The sequence below is a fragment of the Nocardia carnea NBRC 14403 genome, assembly GCF_000308515.1.
In the GTDB taxonomy this organism is placed as follows: Bacteria; Actinomycetota; Actinomycetes; order Mycobacteriales; family Mycobacteriaceae; genus Nocardia; species Nocardia carnea.
In genome coordinates, this window is record NZ_BAFV01000065.1 from 81971 (window position 1) to 106950 (window position 24980).

A 24980-nucleotide genomic window follows, 5' to 3' on the forward strand; every position below is an offset into this window, starting at 1 on the left:
TTGCACTGGATCGCCTTCTCGGAAGTGGCGTGCCTATGTACCAGTTTGTTCCAGCAGAATTCGGCGACCGCACTGTCGTCGAATTCGGGCTATGGATTCCCCGCAACCCCGACAATTGGAGGATTCATCGGTTTCGCCCGACCGGTCGGTGACGATATCCGGTCCGGCAGTCGCCGGAGCGCGCTCGCGTTCTGACGACCAGCTTGAGAAGGCAATGATAAGCAAGTTTTGAGGACGGGCGCAATGGGTATCGATTTTCTGCGCTCTGTGCGGGGTTGGGGAGCCCTCACGAGCGTGCGGGTGCCGTCGCGGAATATCGGATCAGCGCCATTGCGCGGCGTCGGGGATGCCGGTGGTGAAAACGCTGTAGAAGAAGTGGCCGGGGGTCAGCTCGTTCATGTCGTGCCAGGCGCCCCACGGGTCGCGCTGGTAGTAGTCGGCCATCCCCGTCCCGTTGTCGTAGCAGACGATCCCGGTGGCGCCGAACGGGCTCCAGAAGACCGCGGTGCCGCGACGGGGTGCGTCCAGTGGGCTGCGGAACAGGTGATCGCACGGGGTGATCTCCGGGGCGTAATAGGAGGGCTGTGCGGCAGCCGGGACGGCGGCGACTGCGGGCGCGGCGAGAACGGCGAGAACGACCGGTGTGGCGATTGTCCTGCGGCAGATCGGGAGACGCATTATCGTCCACCTCCTGAGTGGGGCGGGCTCCCCCGCGCGCCGTCGGTATTGCGCGGATGGTACCTGCCGGACCGCAATTCCGGGCCTTTTCTGGATAGATACTGATACTTGATTGAGTCCAGAAAAGCGGTAAGCTTCCTGCCGTGCCCACGACCGCGGAGTTCGAGATCATGCTGCGCGACGCCGCGCTGCGTGTCACCGCCCCACGGCTCGCGGTGCTGAACGCCGTACACGACAACCCACATTCCGATACCGACACGATCATCGGGCAGGTACGCGCCACCCTGGGCGCCGTCTCCCAGCAAGCCGTCTACGACGTGCTGCGGGCATTGACCGTCGCGGGACTGCTGCGCCGTATCCAGCCCACCGGTTCGGTGGCCCGCTACGAAACCCGCGTCGCCGACAACCACCACCACCTCGTCTGCCGCTCCTGCGGCGCCATCACCGACGTCGATTGCGCCACCGGAGCGGCGCCGTGCCTGACCGCCGCCGACGACCACGGTTTCACCATCGAAGAAGCCGAGGTCGTCTACTGGGGCCTGTGCCCCACCTGCTCCATGTCGTCCAGCCCGCAGTGACCCCTTGTCAACCGGAAGGAAAGCAGTGTCCGAGACCACCACAGGCCAGTGCCCGTTCGCGGCCAAACACCCCACCACGGGTGCCGGCAACCGTGACTGGTGGCCCAACCAGCTCAACCTGAAGATCCTGCGCAAGAACGCGCCCGCCTCGGATCCGATGGAACCCGACTTCGACTACGCCGCGGCCTTCGAAACCCTCGACCTGAACGAGGTCCGCAAGGACATCACCGAGGTGCTGACCACCTCGCAGGACTGGTGGCCCGCCGACTTCGGCCACTACGGCCCGCTGATGATCCGGATGGCCTGGCACTCCGCCGGCACCTACCGCACCATCGACGGCCGTGGCGGCGGTGGTGGCGGTCAGCAGCGGTTCGCTCCGCTGAACAGCTGGCCCGACAACGGCAACCTGGACAAGGCCCGCCGGCTGCTGTGGCCGGTGAAGAAGAAGTACGGCAAAAAACTGTCCTGGGCCGACCTGATGATCTTCGCCGGCAACGTCGCCCTCGAAACCATGGGCTTCACGCCGTTCGGGTTCGCCGGCGGCCGCGCCGACGTGTGGGAACCCGACGAGGACGTCTACTGGGGCCCCGAATCCACCTGGCTCGACGACGAACGCTACAGCGGCGAACGCGACCTGGAGAACCCGCTGGGCGCGGTCCAGATGGGCCTGATCTACGTCAACCCGGAAGGCCCCAACGGCAACCCGGATCCGCTGGCCGCGGCCGTGGACATCAAGGAAACCTTCGGCCGGATGGCGATGGACCTGGAGGAAACCGCCGCGCTGATCGCCGGCGGCCACACCTTCGGCAAAACTCACGGCGCCGGTGACGCCGACCTCGTCGGCGCCGAACCCGAAGCCGGAGCCATCGAACAGATGGGTCTGGGCTGGAAGAGTGCCCACGCCTCCGGTAAGGCCGGTGACGCCATCACCAGCGGCCTGGAGGTCACCTGGACCACCAAACCCGCACAGTGGACCAACGACTTCTTCGAGATCCTGTTCGGCTACGAATGGGAACTCACCAAGAGTCCCGCGGGCGCCAACCAGTGGGTCGCCAAGGACGCCGAGGAGATCATCCCCGACGCCCACGACCCGGGCAAGAAGAAAAAGCCGATGATGCTGACGACGGACCTGTCGCTGCGCTTCGACCCCGAATTCGAGCCGATCTCGCGCCGTTTCAAGGACAACCCGGAGCAGTTCGCCGACGCGTTCGCCCGCGCCTGGTACAAGCTGACCCACCGCGATATGGGCCCGATCGAACGCTATCTCGGCCCCGAGGTCCCCGCCGAGATCCAGATCTGGCAGGACCCCATCCCCGCCGTGGACTTCGAGGTTGTCGGCGACGCCGATATCGCGGCACTCAAAAAGCAGGTCCTGGCCGCCGGCCTGACCGTGCCGCAGCTGGTGTCCACCGCCTGGGCGTCGGCATCGACATTCCGCTCCAGCGATAAGCGCGGCGGCGCCAACGGTGCCCGGATCCGGCTGGAACCGCAGAAGAGCTGGGATGTCAACGAGCCCGAGCAGCTGGGCACGGTGCTGGGTGCACTGGAGAAGATCCAGGAATCGTTCAACGCCGCCCAGACCGGCGGCAAGAAGGTATCGCTTGCCGACCTGATCGTGATCGCCGGCGCCGCCGGTGTCGAACAGGCCGCCGAGGAAGCCGGTGTGCAGGTCACCGTTCCGGTCACCCCGGGCCGTAACGACGCTCTGCAGGAGCAGACCGATGTGGATTCGTTCGCGGTGCTCGAACCACGCACCGACGGTTTCCGCAACTACATCGGCAAGGGCCACCGGCTGCCGCTGGAGCACCTGCTGATCGACCGCGCGAACCTGCTCGGCGTCACCGCACCCGAAATGACGGTGCTGGTCGGCGGCCTGCGCGTCCTGGGCACCAACTACAAGCAGTCGAAGTACGGCGTACTCACCGACAACGTCGGCGCCCTGAGCAACGATTTCTTCGTCAACCTGCTCGATATGGGTGTGGAGTGGAAATCCACCGACGAAACCCAGGAGACCTTCGAGGCCCGCGATGCCGCGACCGGCGCGGTCAAATGGACCGGCACTCGCTACGACCTGGTGTTCGGCTCCAACTCCGAACTGCGCGCCGTCGCCGAGGTGTATGCGGCCGACGATGCCAAGGAGAAGTTCGTGCACGATTTCGTCGCCGCCTGGAACAAGGTGATGAACGCGGACCGGTTCGACCTGGCCTGATCCCGCGCACCCGGTCTACCGGGTAGCCGGACAACGTGCCCCGGGTGTCTTCGGATGCCCGGGGCATCGTGCTGTTCAGCGGCGCCAGAACAGGTGGTGCACGACCCCGCGGGTGCTCGGAACCTTTTCCAGGTGGAACCGGTCGAGCAGTTCCTCGGGCCGTTCCCAGAGGCGTTCGCCGTCGCCGAGATCGTTGGGTGTGACAGCGACGTGCAGAGTGTCGATCAGGTCCGCGGCCAGGAATTCGCGGACGGTCGTCACTCCCCCGCCGATCCGCACATCTTTACCGTCCGCGGCGGCGAAGGCCTGTTTCAACGCCTCGTCCGGAGTGGTGTCGAGGAAGTGGAAGGTCGTATCGGAGAGAGTGAACGACGGGCGCGGGTGGTGGGTGAGGACGAACACGGGGGTGTGGAAGGGGGGTTCGCCGCCCCACCAGCCCTGCCAGTCGTAGTCCTCCCACGGGCCGCGTTGCGGGCCGAACTTGTTACGGCCCATGATCTCCGCGCCGATATTGCGGGCGAAATCGCGGGTGAAGTAGTCGTCGAGGCCGCGGGTGCCGCCGGGATCGGTGCGGTTGGGCCAGCTGGCGGTGGCGCCCGCCCACGCCATCATGGCTCCGGGATCCGCGTGGCCGAAGGGCCGATCGAGGCTCTGGCCGGTACCGGCTCCGTAGCCGTCGGCGGAGACGGTGAAATTCTGTACGCGTACGAGTGGGCTCATCCTCGGCTCCTTCTGATTTCATTCTGCAACTGGTTGTGAACCTAACCTAGACTGATCTCATGATGCAACCAGTTTCTCCGGAGGTGTTACCCGTGACGCCCGGCAAATCCGGCTGCCCGATCAACATGACCATGGAACTCCTCGGCGACCGGTGGAGCCTGATCGTGCTGCGCGACCTCATGTTCAGCACCAACACCCACTTCCGGGAACTGCTCGGTGCTTCCATGGAAGGAATCGCCTCCAATATGCTCGCCGCCCGCCTCGCCAAACTCGTCGACGCCGGACTGCTCACCCGCGACGACGACCCCAGCCACCGGCAGAAAGTCGAATACCACCTCACCGAAGCCGCGATCCAGCTCGTCCCCCTGATCACCGAACTCGGCGCCTGGGGTGCACGCTGGCTACCCACCACCCCCGAACTCGCCATCCGCGCCCGCCTGCTCGCCGACGGCGGACCCGAACTCGGGCAGCGTTTCATGAACGAACTCCGCGACATCCACCTGCACCGGCACCCGGCACCCGAGAACGGCGTGCTGGCCGAACTGACCGCCGCCTATCAGAAGATCGCCCAGACTTCCGAACACCGCAACACCTGAGCAGACGTATCGGCGGCACAGGGCTGCCCACACCCTGCGTAAGCTCATCGACGCACCCGGGATCGCACAGAGATCGCATCCTCTGGCATCCCACCGGAGACCTCACGTCTGCCCCTGACTTCAAGGAAAGAACGATGCGCCCATGAAATACACCGACTCCATCGAGATCGCCCTGCCGCGAGAGAAGGTGGTCCAACTGCTCGCCGACCCGGCACACCTACCGAAATGGCTGCGCGGCGTCGTACTGCACGAACCGTTGAGCGGAGAGCACGGGCAGCTCGGCACCACATCGCGGGTCGTGATGGAGTCGAGCGGGCGGACGATGGAGTGCACCGAGACCATCACACGCCGGGAACCGGCAGACCTTCGCGAGGTCCCGGAAACGAGTGTCGTTCACTTCGACCGCGAAATCGTCGGCCAGGGCATGTGGAGCGCAGTGCGCGACCGGCTCACCGAAGCCGGCCCGGAAACGACGCTGTGGGAGTGCGAGAACGAATACCGGTTCGACGGCTTTGTGATGAAGCTGATGGTATTTCTGATGCCCGGCGCCTTCCGCAAGCAGTCGCAACAGCATATGCAGGACTTCAAAGCATTCGCCGAGCAGGGAAAAGACGTCCGCGAAACAACGGACTGATCCGGCGTCCGACGCGTGGCCCGGCCGCCGGCATCTACCAAACCAAAGTGAGCTCCGGGATACGGACCCGGCCGAAGAACCGTTTCGCGATATCGCTGCCGTCGAAGTTGTTGCCGTTCATGATATCGGCCAGTTCGGTCGCCAGCTCCTGCAACTGCGGGCTGACCCGTTCGATACCGTCTTCGACGACCCAGCCCCACTCCCGCGGCACCTGGTCGATGGTGATATCGATACACGCGTGATGCGGCAGAGCCACGGTGATCTCGATCTGCACCGGCGCATCGCCGAGCGGGTCACGGATCGCGGGCTCACCCACCCGCGTCTGCGGCGCGAACATGATCCGCCCGAGTGCGATATCGGCCCGGATCATCTCCGCCACCGCCGGCAGATCCGCATGTTTACCGACCCGGTGATGACGGTCGCCGTAGGTGCGGTCACCGACCGGCGCGCCACCACTACGGGCCAGCAGCCGATCCAGCATCCGCTGCGCGGTCGCCCGCTCGTCGGCCCCGGTATTGGGGTGCTCGATAAGAGCACGCAGGCGCATGATCCGATGGCTCGCAATGATCGCCATAGCAGGAAAGAGTAGCGAAACCCGGACCGATCCGGCGGTTCAGTCCGAGGCGCGTCCCCCCGAACCTCCCGCGCTCGCGATCACCGACGTCAGATGCTGCTCCGGTGTCAACGCATCCGACTCCGGGGACCGCACCGCCAGCGGTGAACGCAGCGCCGTCCACACCTCCAGCGCACCGAACGCCGTCATACAACAACCCGCAACCGCAGCCAGCATCTCGATACTGTCGAACGGGGCCACCGCGATCACCAGACCCGCGGCCAACGTCGCCAGACCGAACAGCTCCTGTTTCCCCTGCCCGGTCACCTCGTCGTCGTCCCACACTCCCGCCACGGCATGCGCGATACCCCGCACCGACCACGCCAACCCCAGCCACATCGCCAGCAGCAGCGTCCAGTTCCCCGCCCGGAAACACAGCGTCGCGGTCACCAGCGACACCACCGCCGCCAAGAACAACAGAGTCCGCGGAAAACGGCCCAGCTTGCTACCGAACGCCACCGTCGCCAACGACACCGTGCCGCACAGCAGCGAGAACATGAACAGATTCCCCACCGCGCCCAGCGATTTATCGGGCCACACCACCGTCGCGACCCCGATCACCACCGAACACACCCCCATCGCCAGCACTGTCTGACGTACACCGTGACCGAACACCGGAGCGGCCCCCGCTTCCTCGTAGGTCGGCATAGCTGAATGATATGGGCCGGTCGGCCCGATTGCCCAGCGGTTGCCGTTACCCGCCTGTCGCAGACCGCCCGCCGGGCCGCTCCTATCACCGGCGGCCGCGCGCTGCCCTGGAACCGCGGCCGCCGTGCACCCGCCGCCGCTCGCCTACGATCCCGGCGCGAACCGGGTCACCGTACGGGCCCGGATCGACACCGCCGGGCCCGGCGACACCGCGCGGTAAACCGCGCCACCGGCCCGGTCCGGGCACTACAGTCGCAGCGAGACACGTATCGAGGGCACCAGTCAGGAGACCGTCGTGACCGTTCCCGCGCTGGTATGGGGGTGCACCCTCGCACTGATCGCCGGACTGTTGCTGTTCGACTTCTTCTTCCACGTCCGCACCGCACACACCCCGTCACTCACCGAAGCCGCGGTATGGTCGGCCGCCTATATCGGTGTCGCGGTGGCCTTCGGGTTCGCGGTGTGGGGGTTCGGCGGATCCGATATGGGCCTGGAGTACTTCGCCGGCTACATCACCGAGAAAGCGCTCTCGGTGGACAACCTGTTCGTCTTCCTCATCATCATGACCACCTTCCGCGTCCCCAGCGTCGCCCAGCAGAAGGTGCTGCTCGTCGGCATCGTGTTCTCCCTCGTGGTGCGCACCGGATTCATCTTCGTCGGCGCCACCCTCATCAACCGGTTCGCGTGGGTGTTCTACCTGTTCGGCGCCGCCCTGCTCCTCACCGCCGGGAACATGCTCCGCCCCGAAGGGGAGGACAGCCACGCCGGCGACAATATCGTCCTGCGGCTGGCCCGGCGTTTCCTGCGCACCAGCGACATCTACGACGGCGACAAACTGTTCACCACCATCGACGGCCGCCGCCATATGACCCCGATGGTGCTCGCCATGGTCGCCATCGGCGGCACCGACGTCCTGTTCGCCCTCGACTCCATCCCCGCCATCTTCGGACTCACCCAGAACGTGTTCATTGTCTTCACCGCCACCGCGTTCTCCCTGCTCGGCCTGCGCCAACTGTTCTTCCTGCTCGAAGGGCTGCTGGACCGCCTCATCTACCTCGGCTTCGGTCTCGCCGCCGTCCTGGCCCTCATCGGCGTCAAACTGGTTCTGCACGCCCTGCACGAAAACAACGTCCCGTTCATCAACCACGGCGAACCGGTACCGGTCACCGAGATCTCCACCGGCCTGTCACTGGCCCTCATCGTGCTGATACTGGTGGTCACCGTCGTCGCGTCCCTGCTCAGCCCCGCCGGGCGCGCGCAAACCGCCGTCGGTAACGCTCGCCGCCACGCCACCCGCTACCTCGACCTCGGCTACGAAGCCGATCAGAAACTGCGAGAACGCACCTACAGCAAGATGCTCGGCGAAGAGAAAACACTCGCCGGGCTACCCGCCAAATACCGGCGGCGGATCCGCGAAGGCGAAACCGAACTGGTCGCGCTGCTCGAACGGGCACATCTCGTGCACGCCGACCGTATCGCGCGGATCGAAGCCGGGCTCCCACTGCGCATGTAAGCCCGGGTTCTCGGAGTGCAACGTGGCCGGGAACACGCTGCGACAGGGTTGAGTATGCCCTTGCGTCACAGTGTTGAGTCGGTGAAGACAGCGTGACCCGGAACAGAGCGGAGTGCACAGTGACCATGACCGGAGACCCGACCGACCAGCGGCCGGCACTGATCGATATCGACACCTTCTTCGCCGACCCGGAGTTCGCGAACCCCTCGATGTCCCCCGACGGCACCCGAATCGCCTACCTCGCCCCACACCGCGGGCGCCGCAACGTCTGGGTCCGCGGTATCGACGCAACCCACGACGACGCGGTCCCCGTCACCCACGACACCCGCCGCGGGATCACCACCTACCACTGGACCGACGACCCGCGCTGGCTGCTCTATCTGCAGGACACCGACGGTAACGAGGACTGGCACCTCTTCCGCGTCGACCTCGACGACCCCGCAGCGCCCGCCGTCGATCTCACTCCCCTCGACCCGGGGTCACGGGTGGTGGGCGCCGAGGACCTGCCGTCGAAACCCGGCAGTGTGCTGGTCACCATGAACCGGCGCCCACTGTTCTTCGACATTTTCCGCATCGACGTCGCCACCGGCGAAACGACCCTGCATCTCGAACAGGACGATCCGACAGCCACCGTACTGCTCGACCGCGCCGGTGCGCCCGTGTTCCGCACCGCGCTCACCGCCGACGGTGCGGTCGAGGTCGCCGCGATCGACCCCACCGGGGCGATACGGTCGCTGCGCCGGCTCGGTGGCGCCGAGCACCCGATGAGTATTCACCCCCAGCAGGTCACCGCCGACGGCAAAGGCCTGCTCGTCGGCTCCTTCCAGGACGGCGACGACCTGCGACTGGTACGCATCGACCATGAGACCGGGGAGGACACCGTCGTCGCCGCCGTCGACGGTCACGACCTGGATCTCAGCGGGATGATGCTGCCCGGCGTGCTCCCGCCGCCGGTCCACACCCATCGGCGCACCGGCGAAATCCTCGCCGCCCGTTTCGTGGCCGACCGCCCCCATATCGAGATCCTCGACCCCCATTTCGCCGAAATCCACGCCCAGTTGCAGAAACTGTCCGACGGTGTGCTCGGCACCCTGTCCTGTGACGACTCCGGGCAGCGTTGGATCGCCACCTTCGTCCACGACCGCGACCCCGGCGTCACCTGGTTCTACGACAACACCACCGGCGAGGCCCGCCTGCTGTTCCGTTCCTTCCCGGACCGCGACCCGGACACCATGGCCCCCATGCAACCCGTCGGTTTCCCGGCCCGTGATGGGTTGCCGCTGCACGGCTACCTCACCTTGCCGGTCGGTGTCGAGCCGCGGGACCTCCCGCTGGTACTGGTGGTGCACGGCGGGCCCTGGTACCACGACTCCTGGGGGTACAGCAACGATGTGCAGTTCCTCGCCAACCGCGGGTACGCGGTACTGCAGGTGAACTTCCGCGGTTCGCTCGGCCATGGGAAACGCCATGTCACGGCCGCGATCGGTGAATTCGCCGGTGCGATGCACGACGACCTCATCGACGCAGTCGACTGGGCTGTCGCCGAGGGGTACGCCGACCCGGCCCGCATCGGCATCTACGGCGGCTCCTACGGGGGATACGCCGCCCTCGTCGGGGTCACCGTCACCCCAGACCGTTTCGCCGCCGCTGTCGACTACGTCGGTATCTCCGATCTCGCCAACTTCCTGCGCACCCTGCCGCCGTTCACCCGCGCCTACAGCGTCAACAACTGGTACCGCTACGTCGGCGACCCCGCAATCCCCGAGCAGGAAGCCGATATGCTGGCCCGCTCACCGATCACCATGGTCGACGAAATCCGCACCCCGCTACTGGTCGCCCAGGGCGCCAACGATGTCCGCGTCGTGCGGGCCGAATCGGACAATATCGTCGCCCGGTTGCGTGAACGCGGTGTCCCCGTGGAGTACCTGGTCGCCGAGGACGAGGGACACGGCTTCGACAACCCGGAAAACCAGGTCCTGCTGTATCGCGCGATCGAACAGCATTTCGCCCGCCACCTCGGCGGCCGCAGCCCCGAGCAGGAATCGGCGGTGACCGCTACCGGCGGCGCAACCCCGTAGAACCGGCTACAGCTCGTCGAGTAGAGCCACCAGCGTTTTCGGCGCCACCACCCGGTAGGCGTCGGTGACGATCTCGGCGATCTCCGCCCAATCCACCGGAACATCCAGATACACCCCGAGCCAGCCGCGGTGGCCCACATACGGTGGGCGGAAGAACCGCTGCGGTTCCGCCGCCACCAGCGCCTCCTGGGCGCCCGGCGGGGCCGCGCACCAGAAACCCAGCCGGTCGTCGTGATGGTGATCGGCGTAGCTGACGAACGTTTTCTTCCCGCGTACGAACCAGGTGGGTTCGCCGTGGCTGAGCCGTTCGGTGGTTTCCGGCAGCGCGGTGCACAGCCGGCGTAGATGTGACAGTGGGTCCTCGGCCATGGGGGCACGGTAGCGTTCTGGAACACGTTCGACCGGGCAGCCACGGGTGTGGTGGCGTCGCGTCGCGCCACCACACCGTTGTTCTGTCGAAAGGTTTCCGCTGATGACCCGAGTCCTCGACCGCCGGGCGCTCAATCGCGCGACGCTCGACCGGCAGCTGCTGTTACGGCGTTCCGAGTTGCCGGTCGTCGACGCGGTGGAGCATCTGGTCGGGTTACAAGCCCAGACCCCGCACACCTGGTATGTCGGATTGTGGTCACGACTGTCGGGGTTCGTCCCCGAACAGGCCGCCGACCTGCTCACCGCCCGTACATTGATTCGCATCGCGTTGATGCGCTCAACGATTCACCTGGTCACCCCGCAGGATGCGCGTGCGCTGCGGCCACTGATCCAACCCGTATTGGATCGCGACCTCTACCGCAACCACACCCACGGCACACCGATCGAAGGTATCGATATGGCGAAACTGGTCGCCGACGGTATCGAGCTCCTCGCGGCGGAACCGTTGACCAACAAGCAGCTCGGCGTACTACTCGCCGAGCGGTGGCCCGGCCGCGCACCCGCCTCACTGGTCTACGCCATCCGCAACCAAGTGCCGCTGGTGCAGGTGCCGCCACGCGGCGTGTGGGGACGTAGCGGGCCCATCGCACACACCACCGCCGATGCATGGCTCGGCGCGGACCGGACGAGCACTGCTTCACTCGAACAGATGATTCTGCGGTATCTGGCCGCCTTCGGCCCGGCCGGTGTGAAGGACGTGCAGATGTGGTCCGGCCTCACCAGGCTGCGCGAGATCGTGGACCGGATCCGGCCGGAACTCATGGTTTTCCGCGACCAGCACGGGCAGGAACTGTTCGACCTCCCCGACGCGGTACGCCCGGACCGCGATACTCCGGCCCCGCCCAGGTTTCTGTACGACTTCGACAACCTGCTGCTCTCCCATGCGGACCGGACCCGGGTGATCACCGACGAATACAGCCGGCAGGGATACCGCACCCAGCGACCCGCCCCGCAGATCCTGCTGCTCGACGGATTCACCGCAGGAGACTGGACGATCACCCGGGGCACCGGAACGGCGACCATCACTATCCGGCCCTACGGTCGCCCGTTCACCGCAGAAGACGCGGCGGCAGTGACCGAGGAAGCCCACGGGTTGCTGGCATTCACCGACCCCGGCGCCGAGACCTGCGATGTCGTCCTCGACGGGCCCCGGCAACGAACGTGAACCCTGGGCCGCGCTGAGCCGGCCCCCGGGAATGGACGTGATCCTGCGAAGGCAATGCCTCTACACGGGATCCGGTTGTGGGTGCGGCGCCGCCCGTTCGGACAGCAGGGTGTCCAGTTGCTGTTCCGCACGTTCCGCACGGGCCAAGGTTTGCGTCCGCGCCTGATCGAGTGCCTCGATACGCTGCGCAGTCTCAGTACGCACCTGCTCGACGGCGGCTGCGGCCTCGGCGCGGGCGGCGGCCAGATCCGCGGCCGCGACGCGACGGACATCGACGAGATCCTGCCGGACGGTATCGTATTCGGTCCGCAACCGCTGCAATTCGGTGCGCGCTTCCCGGGCTGCTTCCTCACGTTCGGTGGCCGCCCGTTCGGCTCGTTCCAGGGCGCGCTCGGTATCGGCGGCCCGCTGCAGGGCCAGGTCCCGGTCGGCGGTGGCGGCCTTGACCTTCTGGGTGTTCTCCCGGTCCGCGCGTTCGATATCGGCGTCGGCGGCGTGGCGGGCACGGTCGATTTCCGCGGCGCATTCGGCGCGAACCCGCTCGACCTCCGCGGCGGCCTCGTTCCGTGCGGCCCGGATATCTTCCTCTGCCGCGCAGCGGGCCGCGAAAACGTCATCCGCGGCGCGAGTGGTGACGGTTTCCACTTCGCGAAGTGCGTCGTCGCGGGTGGCTTCGGCGGCTGCGACCTGTGATCGGGCTTCGGCGATGCGCGCGTCGGCAGTATCTGCGGTGGCTGCCGCGTCCTCGGCTGCTTCCTCGGCGTGGATCCGTGCCTGCTGGGCGTCGCGGCGTGCCTGTTCGGCGGCAGCCGCGGCCATTTCGGCTTCGGCGATACGGCGGGCGGCGTCGGCTTGTACGGCTTGGACTTGTGCTTCGGCTGCTGAGGGGTCGGCCAGTGTCGACATTTCGGTTACTGCGGCGTTGAGGGTGGTGCCGAGTTGTTCGGCCAGGGTGCGGAATTGGGTGAGCAGTTCGTCGGCGCGGAGCCGGGCGGCAGTGACCGGGCCGGTTTGCGTCACGGTGACGGAATCGGGATGGGGTTCGGCTTCCTGTTGTAGCCGTTGCCTTTCGCGCCAGGCGCGCCATCGGGTGTGCTCGGGGCGGTCACAGTATTCCGAGGGGCGGCCGGGGCCGGAGGGGCGTGGGATCGGCTGCGTGCAGCCGGGATAGTTGCAGGTTGTCGGCACCCGAAAATCGTAGCGTTTGTTTCGTTAAATCAAACGGAATGACACGAAACGAAACGCGAAGTGGGCGTTTCGGGTCCCTGAGGACGCAGTCGGTCCTAACCTCCGATAAGTGAACATTATCGGAGGTTAGGCAGGTAGGGTTGCGGAAGATTCGTTCCCGATCAATACGTTTCGTTACGTCACTACAAACGTAACGGATTGTGTGACGCAATTACCGACGAGGAGAACAGTGACCGAACCAGCCGTGGACCTACCCGACACCGTGCGCACCGAACTCCGCCGCGGCGTCACCAGCGTCCTTGTCGACACCGCCGCACTACGCAACGTCCGCGAACGCTTCGACACCGAACAAGCCACCGCACTCGGCCGCTACCTCACCGCCTCCCAATCCCCCAACACACTGCGCGCCTACCGCACCGACTGGATCGCCTGGGCAGCCTGGTGCACCCGCGAAAACCGCACCGCCCTCCCCGCCGACCCCCTCGACGTCGCCGTCTACCTCGCCGCCGCCGCCGACGCCCGCAACGCGAACGGCCGCCACGCCTACAGCCCCGCCACCCTCGAACGTAAATCCGCCGCCATCGCCGCCGTCCACGCCGCCAACGGACTCCCCGCACCCACCCGCAGCGACGTCGTCCGCCTGACCCTCCGCGGAATCCGCCGCACCCGCCGCACCCGGCCCCACCGCAAACGCCCGATCCTGCTGCACACCCTCGGCGAACTCCTCACCGGCCTCCCCGAACCCGGCTGGCCCGGCGAACCCGCCCGCCGCCGCGACACCCTGCTCCTACTCCTCGGCTTCGCCGGCGCCCTCCGCCGCAGCGAACTCGCCGCCCTCCGCATCGCCGATATCCACTTCGGCACCGACCACGCCACCGGCGAACCACTTCTGCTGATCCACCTGCCCACCACCAAAACCGACCCCACCGGCATCACCGAACAACACGTCGCCCTGCCCCGCGGCAGCCAAGCACACACCTGCCCCATCTGCGCCTGCGCCGACTGGCTACGCCTACTCGCCGTGCACAGCGAAAACCCCCACAACGTCCGCACCTGGATCGACGAACTACCCGCGCCCGAACCCCACATCCACCGCTGCCACGGCTACCACCCCGACCCCCGGCTCACTGCCGCGCAACCCCTGTTCCCCGCCGTCAACCGGCACGGCGGACTCGGCGACACCGCACTCTCCGGCCGCGCCGTCGCCGAAATCGTCAAACGCTACGCCGCCCGCGCCGGACTCGACCCCACCCTTTTCTCCGGCCACTCCCTGCGCGCCGGATTCGCCACCCAAGCCGCCCTCGGCGGCGCCGCCGACCGTGAAATCATGCGCCAAGGCCGCTGGAGCAACCCCCGCACCGTCCACCGCTACATCAGAACCGCCGACCCCCTCGCCGACAACGCCGTCACCAAACTCGGACTCTGACAGGGATACCGACGGAGCAGGGCCCGCCCGAACAGCAGGCGCGAACGACTCAGAGTCTCCAGAATCACCAGCGACCGGTCGGCCGGACGCCGTGCCGGCAAGAAACTGGCGGGGAACCCTCAGCGGCTCGCCCGCAGTACGCGTACCGGGCGCAGTGCCTCGGGTGGTTCACCCGCGAATTCCGTGGAACCATCAAGATAACCAGTGATGAGGTCCGTGGCGGGGCGGTCTTCGATGTCGGTGAAGCCGAGCGTGCGCAGCTGTGCGGCGATATCGTCAGGAGTGAAATAGCTGAACCAGGGTTCGCCGACAGCGGCCGCTCGATGGGCGCGCGCCTGCAGCTGTGCACGATCCTTGTTGGTATCTGCCGCCTGCAGGTAGTCGAAGATCACCTCGACCGGCTCGGATTGGCGAACAATGTATTCGAGGGTGGTGCGAACGGCGTCCGGGGTCAGATAGTAGACGACACCGAGCCACACGAAAACGGCCGGATCGGTCCGGCTGAATCCGGTGTCCTCCAATCGTGTTGCCAGTGTGTCGGTTTCGAAATCGACCGGCACGAAAGTCACCCGCTCGGGCAGGTCGATACCGGATTCGGCGAGGCGTTGATGTTTCCACGCTTGAGTAGCGGGGTGGTCGACCTCGAAGACACGCAGACCGGGATGCGGGTTGCGGTAAGCGAAAGTGTCCAGGCCCGCGCCGAGGACAACGACCTGTTCCACGCCGGCAGCGGCGGCCTCGGCCACACGATCCTCGGCGAAACGAGCACGAGCAGCAAAGAACAGGCGGCGCGGCCGATCACCGACACCCAGCCGCAGGACACCCAGACCGCCGCCACCAGCACGATCGGCCGCCGGCCGGCCCAATTCGGCCAGCTCGTCCACACCGACACCCAGCAGACGTGTCGCCAGTGGATCGGTGAGAATCCTCGGCCGGTCGAAAATTTGATGATAGGCACGAGCGTAGGCAGTCACGAGCGCTGTCCGGCTGGGTCCCTCGATATCCATACTCGACAAGCTACCGGCGATCGCTACCGCAACCCCTCTGGCCGATTCGGCCTTGCCGTAGCAATCTGCCGAGGGGCTTGTCACGTCACTGCCGGGTGGGCCGCGGTGGAGGAGCAGGTGCGGTCACGGCATGCCCACGGACAGCACACGACCGTGGACGATGCCCTCCACGGCGTCCAGATATACCCGGGCGACAGATACCGTCAGCCGGATCCATACCCGAGCCGAGCAGGGTTTCGCGCACCCAACCGGGGCTGACCGCATTCAGGCGAACGCCACGCAGCATCTCGGTCGCCGCCGCCTGCACGAAAGCCTCCAGGCCCGCGTTGACCAGAAAGCCGAGCGAACTTCCCGGAACGGGCTCATCCGGTGCGCGATGAGGACTCGGCCCGGTTGTCGGCGTTCATCCGCACCCATATCGGCATCGACGGCCACTATGCCTTCCACCTACCCGACCTCGGCGGCACCCACCGGCCGCTACGGGATCCCAATGCGCCCGAGCGGGACGATTGAGTCACGGCCTCACCACCGCTGGGCGAGGTGAAGTGGCCGAGAGGGTAGCGATCGCTCGGGGCGGACTGCGAGTGGGAGCCAGGGCTGCCACTGCGGCGGGGATGCCGGCGACGAGGGCCGCGGAAACTGCCCAGCGTGCCCTATCAACGTTCCGGTTTTCGTCAGGGCGCGGGTGGCCGGTTCGGGGCGCGGATGACGGTAATGGCATCGGAGGGCATGGTGCCGTCCGGCACTTCCGCACCGATTTCCGCTGTGCCTCTTTCGGCTTTGTAGCGAATAGAGTTGATGCCGACCATGGCGTACACGTCGTGGTTCATACCGGCGCGGTGGATGACTTCTGCCGCCTGCTCGGCGTGAGCGTATACCGGGTTACCGACAGTGCAGGCCAGCATCATCAGCGGTTTGTCCGGTCCTGCGAGGGAAGCGGCTCGCAGATCCTCGTTCGCCGCAAGGAACTGCCCGAATGATCCCCCGGGAAGTGCCAGAAGTTTCCAGTCGGGATCGGTTTCGGTACCGGCGTTGGCCAGTATCCTGAACCCGTCCGGGCCTGCGTGCGCGTGCACATACAGCATCCCGTCCCTGGCGTCATCGGCCCATGGGGCCCGCTGGGAAGGTCCTGTGTCCTCCCAATAGGGTTCACCCCCGTCAGCTGGGGTGACCCGGTGCCCGGGGAAGAATTCGGTTTCGGCCAGCTGGTTCGGCATCCGCGCCCACGTCGAATAGGCTTCCTCGTCCGAAACGCCTTGTTCCGCTGCGCTTTTGGTCGGGAACGAAATTCCGACCGTTCTGCCCTCGTGATCCACCAACGGTTCGACACGTATGTCCTGGAAGTAGTGGGTGGCGCCCTGGTCGTCAGTGGAGCTGAAACTGTACCGGTTGATGATGTGGGCGCCGACTGCATCGGCGTTTTCAGGGCCGTGCGCAGCACCGCGGACCCCGGCTGCAAGACCGCCGGCCCGGTTGTGTATGGCACGAGCGCCGTCATTGATCGATCGTGCGATCAGCTCGGTCGCCTCGACCATCACTCGGGCCGGCTCCGCGCCGATCGACAGCCCACCGGCAACACCGCTCACGGTGTGGTCTGGGGATTGGGCAAGAATGCCATGGCCTCCACCCTCCGCACACCATGGGACGATCGCACCCGCGTCACCGACTCACACGAAAGGCAGAAATCAGGCACCACCTGGGCATTGCCTCAGGCTACGTGCGCAACGTCCGGGCGCGCAATCGTAGGTCGGGTGCTGGAGTCGCGTCGAGTGACCGACCGCGGCTCATGCGCCGGGCTGTCGAGAGATCGGGTGCCGGTCCGTTCAGACAGCGTCGGGCAACGCCTGGTCCGGCTCACCGGGCAGGATGTCATGAGACAGTGGCGGTGCAGGACCTGGAACCGAGATAAGGACGATGAACTGTGGGGAATCCGCCACCGGAAGCTGTCCGGCACAACAACTGGTTCGTGTTGATCGATCCCGGATGGGACCAGGCCGGCCCGGGCGCTTCCCCGCCCGCAGATGTCATCGTGGGTGGCTGGGAGCTACACGACGACGGCAGCACGGGACCGTTTCGGCCGAATCCGCGTTACCGCCCCAGCGCCCCGACCGTGCCGACCGATCCGATCGACGCCCTACTACGCCGCATCGCCGCCGGAGGACAACTCGGCACCGAACTCGTCAACACCATCCGCGACTCGCTCGTGGAAATCGGCTGTGACGTGCACAACCAGCCACTGCTGGGCACCGCCCCCGACAAGACACCCTGCGTCGTCGTCGCCACCGCCGAGCCACAGAAAGCACACATCGACGTCGACCGGTGGACTCCGGTCCACGGCAGCAAACTCACCGACATCATCCCGCCCGCCGCCGATGTTCTTCTCAACCCCTCAGGCGCCGCTCCCTTCCGGCTCCGAACAGACACTCTCCGTTCCGCCACGACAGACGAGCACAGCTGAAACGAACAACGCGGTAACGAGACGCCCGGCTGGATGCTCGAAGACCTCGCCATCGACCTCAGCGTCGGCGGCGGGCAGCGGGGTCGGTCTGGGCTTGCCAGCGGATCAGCGCTTCGGCCGACGGGCGTGAGTATTTCCCGAGGGACCGTATCGAGGTGTGCCCGCTCATCCGCATCAGCATCGGTGTGGACGCCCCGTCCTCGGCGGCGTGGGTGAGCTTGGAGTGACGCAGCTGGTGCAGAGTGAACGGTCCTCGTGGGAAGTCGCTGGTGTGATGCTCGAACAGTTCCAATGCCCGCCGGTACGACAACCGCCCGCGCAAGGTCGCCGGGTCGATATCGCCCGCGGCGACACCGGGTTTGGCTTTGCGGTCGGTCAGGAACACCGGCCCGGTCTTCCGGGCCGCGAGGAGCCTGGGCAGTAGGCGGGCGGTGCCGCTCTGCCAGGCCACGATATCGCGGGCTCCGCCTTTACGGGTGACGGTGCCGCACCGATTGGCGGTGTCCAGATCTCCTATGTCGAGCATCAGCAGCTCATCGGCGCGGGCGGCGGTCTCGTACAGCATCGTCCACAACACCCGCTCACGCAGCGGCACGTCGGCCGCCAGCAGTTGTGCGACCTCATCGCGGGTCATCGCCCGGGAATGATCCAGCGGAACCTTCCGCGGTACCAACCGCACCAGAGGATCACCGACCAGCCACTCCTGCTTGCGCCAATACTCGCACGCCGCGCGCAGCGAGGCCAGGCGCACGTTGAACGTCTGCGCCGAGCGGCCACCCCACTTGAAGGTGAACCAGCCGCCGACCCGCTCGGCCTCCAACAGCCCAACATCGGAATCGGCGCCGAAATCCCGCACGAGCTGGTCGAGGGCAATCGCGTAACCGCGACGGGTGTTGGCGCTCGGGACCGTCGCGAGGTAGTTCGCCACCGCGTCCTTCAACCGCACACCCCGCGCCGGCAGCGCCCGCACCTGTCCCACGATCAGCCCTTCCGCCAAGTCTACGGACCCCGATCGGCACTACCGCAGATAATTTACGGAGTCACCCCGCTCACTACCGGATATAGCGCCAGCCCGCCACCGAGGTTACCGCAGATAATAGGCGATTGTCTGCGGTAACTCCTTAGCGCCGGATCGGGCGGAAATGCTCCTCGACCCCCGCTCTCCTGCATTGCGGTCCGCGGAAACGCGGCGGAGTTCCGGGCCACTCGGCGGGCCGATGATCGGTCTGTCTGCGTCGGCCGTCCACGAGGTCGTGATCATGGAATATCGTGCCGGTCATGACCACGGATGACTGGTTGGCCGACACCCGAACCTCTTATGACACGGTCGCGGTCAGCTATGCCGACCAAGTGCGCGGCGCCCTCGCCGGACACCAGTACCTTCGCGCGGCTCTGGCGTTGTTCGCCGACAGCGTGCGGGCCGCCGGCGGCGGACCGGTCGCGGACGTCGGCTGCGGCCCCGGTGAAGTCACCGCCCACCTGCATGAGCTCGGTGTCGACGCCTTCGGTATCGACCTCTCCCCGGCGATGATCGACGTGGCCCGGCGCGACCACCCCGGCCTGCGGTTCGAGGTGGGCTCGATGACGGAACTGGACCTGCCCGTCTCTTCGGTGGCCGGCCTGCTCGCCTGGCAGTCGTTGATCCACATCCCAGACGACGAGGTGCCGACTGTATTCGGGCGCTTCCACCGAGCATTGCGTCCCGGCGGACCGTTGCAACTCCTGTTTCACGTCGGCGACGAGTCGCTGTTGAAGACGGAGGGCTATGGCGGTCACCCGATGAAGGTCCATGTCCACCGCCGTCAGCCGGACCAGGTGGCGTCCTGGCTGCGCGAGGCCGGATTCGTGGTCGAGGCCCAGATGCTGCTCGACCCGGATGCGAAAGCTCAGCAAGCGATTCTTTTCGCACGCAGTAAGTCCTGACTTCTGCATATGTCGGGCTCGCCAGTCGGATCCGGAGCCGATGCCCGAGATGGACGCCGACACTGCGCTATGCCCTCGGCGCGACCGTCGTGACCACGGCCGCGCTCTACACCCTGCAAGCCCTGTGAATCCCGCCCGCGGCGGCGATCAGAACAGGGTGTCGCGGACCCGCAACGGCCGATATTCGGTTGGGCCGAGTGCGGCGAGTTCGGCGTCGATGTCGACCTCGATCGCGCCGAAGAAATTGATGTTCTCGCTGTGCGCCGGGGAGAACTGGGCAAGCACATCGTCATCGATTCGGCGGCCGGACCGCCGAATCTGCTCCACGGCGAGACCGTAATACTCTGTGGTCCAGGCGATCACGGCGTTCGTGGCCAGGGTGAGGCACCAGGCTTGTTCGGTCTGCCCGTCGAGGTGTCGCGCCCGGATCATGCCCTCGTGGGCGTAGAGCAGGTCGCGGCGCAGCGCGTGCAGGGATTCTCTCTTGTTCAGCTGGCGCGAGATCTTGCGCCGGTAGTCCGGGTCGGCGAGGTATTTCGCGGCGTAGATCGTGCGCCGCAGCGCCCCGTATTCCTTGAGCGCCGCGGCGAGGGCGTTCTGGCGGCCCGAGGCCGAGAGTTTTCCGACCAGCAGCGAGGCGGTGGCGTGCCCGAACTTCAGCGATCCCGCCAACCTCAGCAGGTCGTCCCAGTGTTCGGCGATCAACTCGGTGTTCAGCTTGCGCGTCATCAACGGGCCCGTGCGCGGGAACCGCGCCTCGGCGTCGGCGCGCGGGCCCGGCCGGTAGAGGGTGATGCGTCCCAGGTCCCGGATCCGGGGCGAGAGCTGCATCCCGAGCAGGTCGAACAGCCCGAAGTTCACCAGCGTGACGCCGTGGGTGTCGGTCGCGTGCTCGGTGATCGGCAGATCGGTGGCGTTGGTCCAGGCCAGGATGTCGTAGGTGGTCCCGCACGCCTCACCCATCCGCGTGAGTCCGAGGTTGGTCGAATAGGCGAGCAGGACCGCGATCAGGTTGCGTTTCAATTCCGGCGTGCGGGCCTGTTTTCCGCTCGCGTGGGTGAAGCAGTCCAGGTAGCGGGTGCGTTTGTCCAGCTCGATGAGAAGCGACACGATCGGGGCGAACGGCAGCATTTCCGTGAGCTCGGCCTTCAACGCGATCGCCTCGGCCGGGACGTCCTCGGCGGTCAGCGGCGAGATCACCAGATCCCCGGCCTCGTCGAGGCGGACCGGGCCGTCACCGCCGGCCAGGACCACCTCCAGCTCGGCGACCGCGGTGTGCAGTTCGTCGGTCGCCGCCGCCAACGCCTGGGCGGGGTCGGCGGATTTGCCGACCAGATGGCAGAACTCGCCCCGCTGGGGCTCCCACTGCTCGGCGGTGAGCAGGTAGGCGGCCGGGTCGGCGTAGCGGCGTGAGCCGGGCACGAACACATACCCGCTACGCAGCCCGTCGCGCAACCCGAGCAGCACGCACAGCTCCCAATAGTGCCGATACGCGGTGGCGCTCGCGGATTTGCGGGCTTCGTCGAGGTAGCCGCGCCATTTCGTGGGCACGAACCCGGTCGGGGCTTCCGCGGGGACCTTGCGGGCGCCGGTCGCGTTCAACTCGCGCAGCATGTGCACCGCGATCAGCAACTCCGTCGCCGCGGTCCCGCCCGCGAACCGCACCGTCGAGAGCACCGCCGGAGTGAACTGGCGCAGATACGAATACGAGGCGTCGAGCGCGGCCAGATGCCCGTGATCACGCGGAAGTCGGGGCTTGGCCTGCGCGATCGCCGCGCGTAGCCGTTCCCACCCGATACGCTCACCGCGGATCAGCCCGCCGATCTGCTCGTCACCGATCCCGAGGTCGGTGACGATCGCCAGGAGATCGTCGAGCAGGGCCTGGCGGTCCTCGCCAGTCTTGCCGCGTTCGGCCAGCTCCTGCTGCATCCGGCGTTCGGCGGCACCGAATTTCGCCGAGATCGCCTGATCGAACAACCCCACCACCTCATCGAGCACATCGGTGCCCGACTGCGCCAGCACCGTCAGCAGGATCGGATACCGTCGCTGCGGGTCACGACGCTCCAGCGCCTGGCCGGTCAACCGGCGCCCCATCGTGGCCAGGAACCGGCGCCGCTCAGCCGGAAGCACCGACATATCCAGCTCATCAGCGCCGAGACCGCGCAGGAAACCCAGCTTGTCCACCTCCGCGCGCACCGCCGACGCGGACGCCTCCACCGGCCCGGTCGACAGCCACCGCAACCGCGACATCCCGATCGAAGCGTCGTTGACCAGCAACCCGTCCAACTGCGCGCACCGCTCGGGAGTGAACTCGTGGGCGAGCCGATCGTAGGTCTCGGCCTGGGCTTGGGCGCGAGCGTGCGCGACCCGCTCGATCACCGTCACCGGCCCCGGCCGGATCACCCGCGCCGCCACCAGGAACTCGCACCCCAACCGGAACAACAGCGTCGGGGAATCGTGCTCCAACGCCCGCGCCAGCAGGAACTCGTCGAGTTCCTTCAACTCCATCGCCCCCGCGCTGCGCCAGCCCAGATACCGCGCGACCAACCGCACATGCTCGGTCCGGGTCTTCGCGCGACGGCCGTAGGAGCCGATCTCGACCGGATCGACCCCCAACTGCCCCGCCAACCGTGCCACCGCCACCGGCGGCGCCGTGACCAGCCGATCCGGAACGAACCCCAGCCACGGCAACGTGCACAACGCGATCGCCAACCCCAACCGATCCGCAGGCCCCCGACCACGCCCCGGATCCACGAACGCCACATCCGCCGGCGTCAACGTGAAAAACCGGAACAACTCCTCCCGACCGATCTCCGGGAACTCCCGCAGACGCTCCAACTCTTCGTCCGCGAACACCCGCGTCGCCACGAACTCTCACCCTCCACCACACCGACCGACCACGACGCCAGCCAGCAAAGCACCAACAACCCAATCCCGCAGCGCGACAACCTCAAACCCCACCACTAACAGCGGGTTCCGCCATATCCGCCCGAAATTCGGCCGATACTACGGCGACCCCCAGCCGGAGGATCACCGAGTTCGCGCTGAACAGCGTGCGCGAGTGAATGTGAATTCCGGTTTGTCGACCCCGTGGATTCACGGCCGGATGATCAACCGGAAACCCAGGTGTGAAGTCGAGGTCTCCACGGCCTGGGCCATGCGGGCCGCAGGCCGGTACCGTCGGCAGTAGTTCTGGGCGCACAGGTGCGAGCCGCCTTTGATGACGCGGCGCCCGATCAGCGACTGCGCCTGATCGCGGCTGCCTTCCTCGGTGCCGCCGCGCGGATCGACGTTGACGCAGCAGGCATGTTCTTGGCCCTGGTGGGCGGTGTACCAGTCCTGGGTCCACTCCCACACGTTGCCGACCATGTCGTCCAGCCCGTATCCATTCGAGGGAAAGGAACCGACTGGCGAGGTCCCTTCGTATCGGTCGGCCCGTATGTGGTGGTGGGGGAACTCGCCGTGCCAAGTGTTGGCCATCACCGTGTCCCCCGGCTCGAAGTCGTCACCCCACGCGTATTCGGCGCGTTCCAGGCCCCCTCGGCACGCGTACTCCCATTCTGCCTCGGTCGGTATGTGCTTTCCTGCCCAGTCGGCGTAGGCCACGACGTCGTCCCATGCGATATGCACCACCGGATGGTCGGGCCGTTTGCGGACCGAGGTACCCGGCCCCTGCGGATGCCGCCAGTCCGCGCCCGGAACCCAATGCCACCACTGATACGGGTGGTCCATGCGCACCGGGCGATCCGGCTTGACGAATACAGAGGAGCCCGCGACGAGTTGATCGGCGTCGGCATCGGGGTAGTCGGCGGCCGTGGGTGTCCGCTCGGCGACGGTGACGTAGCGGGTGCGGGAGACGAACCGGGAGAACTCACTGTTGGTCACCGGGCGCGGGTCGATCCAGAATCCGCTGACCGAGACTCGGTGCGCCGGTGCCTCCTCGGGGTAGTGGCTGTCCGAGCCCATGGTGAACGTGCCGCCCTCGATCCACACCATCTGCTCGTGCCCACCGAGTGTCCGAGCTTCGACGGGGGCCGCTGGCGAACTATCGGCATCACCGCCGGTTGTGCTGATCGTGGCCGGACGATGGTCGCTACCTCGGAGTCCGTTCGCGGGTCGACCACTCATACTTCCCACTCTCCATCCGTCGACGAGTATCGCGTATCTACGTAGATCTTCCACACTGCTGTGATGCCGATTTTCCTCCAGCGAAGGTGAAATACTCAGAATTATCACGGTATTTGCCACGGCTGAGGCGTATGGTCGAACGTGTCAGAGGGTCGGCATATCGTGCCGATATCGCTACTCGGGCACGACCCGACCGCGCGCGCGACGTCGTAGTCGCACGGTGTCGATATACGCGCCGGCCCGGAGGCTCGGTTAGCTTCGGCAACAACTCAGCGACAGTATGTCAAGAATCAGATAACTATCAGTTATCACTCTTCGAGGGGGTCCATCCATACGGGGGTCCATCTGTGAGGAGAGCGCCCATGGCAACGCCATTCCGCGGTGTGGTCAATCTCGATATCCGCGATTCGGTCCCGGATTGGGGGCCCTACGAACAGCCCAAAGCAGCGCCGGGTACACCGAATGTCGTCTACATCGTGCTCGACGACGTCGGGTTCGGTGCCATGAGCTGCTATGGCGGCCCGATCGAGACACCGAATATCGATCGGATCGCCGAGAGAGGCCTGCGCTACAGCCAATGGCACACCACCGCGCTGTGCTCGCCGACCCGCTCGTGTCTGCTCACCGGCCGCAATCACACCACCAACGGCATGGCGTGCATCAGCGAGTGCGCGGTGGGATTCCCGGGTGCCAACGGCCATATTCCTCCGGAGTGCGCGACCCTGGCCGAGGTTCTGGTGGAGCAGGGTTTCAGCACGGCGATGGTCGGCAAATGGCATCTGTGCGCCGAGGACGAGATGAATCTCGCTTCCACCAAACGTAATTGGCCGGTCGGTCGCGGTTTCGAGCGCTTCTACGGTTTCCTCGGCGCCGAGACCAACCAGTGGTATCCGGATCTGGTGCACGACAATCACCCCGTCGAGCAGCCCTCGACGCCGGAGGAGGGCTATCACCTCAGCGTCGACATCACCGACCGGGCCCTCGAGTAC

The 24980-nt window shown here is 66.5% G+C and carries 23 protein-coding genes; 12 read left to right on the plus strand and 11 right to left on the minus strand.

Translation table 11 applies throughout. The features are described 5' to 3' along the window. Window positions 1–321: 321 nt before the first annotated feature. Window positions 322–678 (minus strand): hypothetical protein, encoded by a 357-nt coding sequence (locus ON22_RS23105; RefSeq protein WP_174375620.1) that lies wholly within the window; start codon window positions 676–678, stop codon window positions 322–324. 170 nt (window positions 679–848) lie between these two features. Between ON22_RS23105 and ON22_RS23110 the strand changes: the two genes are divergently transcribed. Continuing rightward, the gene (locus ON22_RS23110) at window positions 849–1256 is read left to right on the plus strand and encodes a Fur family transcriptional regulator (RefSeq protein WP_425339828.1); all 408 of its coding nucleotides are present in this window, start codon (window positions 849–851) and stop codon (window positions 1254–1256) included. Between the two features lie 25 nt (window positions 1257–1281). After that, entirely contained in the window at window positions 1282–3465 is a 2184-nt protein-coding gene (katG, locus tag ON22_RS23115; RefSeq protein ID WP_033242900.1) for a catalase/peroxidase HPI, read from the plus strand. 75 nt (window positions 3466–3540) lie between these two features. Here the strand turns inward: katG and ON22_RS23120 are convergent, their stop codons facing one another. Beyond that, window positions 3541–4185 (minus strand): dihydrofolate reductase family protein, encoded by a 645-nt coding sequence (locus tag ON22_RS23120; protein ID WP_033242899.1) that lies wholly within the window; start codon window positions 4183–4185, stop codon window positions 3541–3543. A 59-nt stretch (window positions 4186–4244) separates the two neighbouring features. Here ON22_RS23120 and ON22_RS23125 point away from each other — a divergent pair, with 59 nt between their 5' ends. Both ON22_RS23125 and ON22_RS23130 read left to right on the plus strand, forming a co-directional pair. Further along, a complete protein-coding gene (locus ON22_RS23125) occupies window positions 4245–4781 on the plus strand; it encodes a winged helix-turn-helix transcriptional regulator (protein ID WP_051157981.1) in 537 nt (178 codons plus the stop codon). 142 nt (window positions 4782–4923) lie between these two features. Beyond that, window positions 4924–5415: an SRPBCC family protein gene (locus ON22_RS23130; RefSeq protein ID WP_033242897.1), complete on the plus strand. Its 492-nt coding sequence runs from the start codon at window positions 4924–4926 to the stop codon at window positions 5413–5415. A gap of 34 nt (window positions 5416–5449) precedes the next feature. Here ON22_RS23130 and ON22_RS23135 read toward each other — a convergent pair whose 3' ends face one another. Both ON22_RS23135 and ON22_RS23140 read right to left on the minus strand, forming a co-directional pair. Next, window positions 5450–5989 (minus strand): hypothetical protein, encoded by a 540-nt coding sequence (locus tag ON22_RS23135; protein ID WP_033242896.1) that lies wholly within the window; start codon window positions 5987–5989, stop codon window positions 5450–5452. Between the two features lie 39 nt (window positions 5990–6028). Then, the gene (locus ON22_RS23140) at window positions 6029–6676 is read right to left on the minus strand and encodes an HdeD family acid-resistance protein (protein ID WP_051157982.1); all 648 of its coding nucleotides are present in this window, start codon (window positions 6674–6676) and stop codon (window positions 6029–6031) included. A 295-nt stretch (window positions 6677–6971) separates the two neighbouring features. Here ON22_RS23140 and ON22_RS23145 point away from each other — a divergent pair, with 295 nt between their 5' ends. Both ON22_RS23145 and ON22_RS23150 read left to right on the plus strand, forming a co-directional pair. After that, window positions 6972–8189: a TerC family protein gene (locus tag ON22_RS23145; protein WP_033242895.1), complete on the plus strand. Its 1218-nt coding sequence runs from the start codon at window positions 6972–6974 to the stop codon at window positions 8187–8189. Between the two features lie 125 nt (window positions 8190–8314). After that, window positions 8315–10267, plus strand: a complete 1953-nt coding sequence (locus tag ON22_RS23150) for a S9 family peptidase (protein ID WP_174375621.1) — start codon at window positions 8315–8317, stop codon at window positions 10265–10267. A 6-nt stretch (window positions 10268–10273) separates the two neighbouring features. Here the strand turns inward: ON22_RS23150 and ON22_RS23155 are convergent, their stop codons facing one another. Further along, the gene (locus tag ON22_RS23155) at window positions 10274–10636 is read right to left on the minus strand and encodes an MmcQ/YjbR family DNA-binding protein (RefSeq protein WP_033242894.1); all 363 of its coding nucleotides are present in this window, start codon (window positions 10634–10636) and stop codon (window positions 10274–10276) included. 103 nt (window positions 10637–10739) lie between these two features. Here ON22_RS23155 and ON22_RS23160 point away from each other — a divergent pair, with 103 nt between their 5' ends. Next, entirely contained in the window at window positions 10740–11861 is a 1122-nt protein-coding gene (locus tag ON22_RS23160) for a winged helix DNA-binding domain-containing protein (RefSeq protein ID WP_033242893.1), read from the plus strand. Between the two features lie 60 nt (window positions 11862–11921). On the opposite strand, the gene ON22_RS23165 is transcribed toward ON22_RS23160, so the two are convergent. Beyond that, on the minus strand, window positions 11922–13049 hold the full coding sequence (locus ON22_RS23165) for a hypothetical protein (protein ID WP_033242892.1): 1128 nt from the start codon (window positions 13047–13049) through the stop codon (window positions 11922–11924). Window positions 13050–13278: 229 nt separating this feature from the next. On the opposite strand from ON22_RS23165, the gene ON22_RS23170 reads away from it, so the two are divergent. Then, the gene (locus ON22_RS23170; protein WP_033242891.1) at window positions 13279–14475 is read left to right on the plus strand and encodes a tyrosine-type recombinase/integrase; all 1197 of its coding nucleotides are present in this window, start codon (window positions 13279–13281) and stop codon (window positions 14473–14475) included. Between the two features lie 119 nt (window positions 14476–14594). Here the strand turns inward: ON22_RS23170 and ON22_RS23175 are convergent, their stop codons facing one another. Continuing rightward, window positions 14595–15482: a class I SAM-dependent methyltransferase gene (locus ON22_RS23175; RefSeq protein WP_033242890.1), complete on the minus strand. Its 888-nt coding sequence runs from the start codon at window positions 15480–15482 to the stop codon at window positions 14595–14597. 369 nt (window positions 15483–15851) lie between these two features. Here ON22_RS23175 and ON22_RS36835 point away from each other — a divergent pair, with 369 nt between their 5' ends. Continuing rightward, on the plus strand, window positions 15852–15995 hold the full coding sequence (locus ON22_RS36835) for a hypothetical protein (RefSeq protein WP_033242889.1): 144 nt from the start codon (window positions 15852–15854) through the stop codon (window positions 15993–15995). Between the two features lie 161 nt (window positions 15996–16156). Here the strand turns inward: ON22_RS36835 and ON22_RS23185 are convergent, their stop codons facing one another. After that, window positions 16157–17068, minus strand: coding sequence for a hypothetical protein (locus tag ON22_RS23185; RefSeq protein WP_156052238.1), 912 nt, complete (start codon window positions 17066–17068; stop codon window positions 16157–16159). Window positions 17069–17403: 335 nt separating this feature from the next. On the opposite strand from ON22_RS23185, the gene ON22_RS23190 reads away from it, so the two are divergent. After that, window positions 17404–17940 (plus strand): type VII secretion system-associated protein, encoded by a 537-nt coding sequence (locus ON22_RS23190; RefSeq protein ID WP_051157983.1) that lies wholly within the window; start codon window positions 17404–17406, stop codon window positions 17938–17940. A gap of 58 nt (window positions 17941–17998) precedes the next feature. On the opposite strand, the gene ON22_RS38115 is transcribed toward ON22_RS23190, so the two are convergent. Then, window positions 17999–18937, minus strand: coding sequence for a tyrosine-type recombinase/integrase (locus tag ON22_RS38115; RefSeq protein ID WP_231508313.1), 939 nt, complete (start codon window positions 18935–18937; stop codon window positions 17999–18001). A gap of 281 nt (window positions 18938–19218) precedes the next feature. Here ON22_RS38115 and ON22_RS23200 point away from each other — a divergent pair, with 281 nt between their 5' ends. Further along, window positions 19219–19863: a class I SAM-dependent DNA methyltransferase gene (locus ON22_RS23200; protein WP_033242887.1), complete on the plus strand. Its 645-nt coding sequence runs from the start codon at window positions 19219–19221 to the stop codon at window positions 19861–19863. Between the two features lie 147 nt (window positions 19864–20010). Here ON22_RS23200 and ON22_RS23205 read toward each other — a convergent pair whose 3' ends face one another. Together ON22_RS23205 and ON22_RS23210 are read right to left on the minus strand one after the other, a co-directional pair. Beyond that, window positions 20011–22731 carry a Tn3 family transposase gene (locus tag ON22_RS23205; RefSeq protein WP_033242886.1) on the minus strand — a complete coding sequence of 907 codons (2721 nt, stop codon included), beginning with the start codon at window positions 22729–22731 and terminating at the stop codon, window positions 20011–20013. 228 nt (window positions 22732–22959) lie between these two features. Further along, a complete protein-coding gene (locus ON22_RS23210) occupies window positions 22960–23859 on the minus strand; it encodes a formylglycine-generating enzyme family protein (RefSeq protein ID WP_051157984.1) in 900 nt (299 codons plus the stop codon). A gap of 494 nt (window positions 23860–24353) precedes the next feature. Here ON22_RS23210 and ON22_RS23215 point away from each other — a divergent pair. Continuing rightward, a partial coding sequence (locus ON22_RS23215; RefSeq protein ID WP_043740531.1) for a sulfatase-like hydrolase/transferase occupies window positions 24354–24980 on the plus strand: 627 nt, incomplete at its 3' end.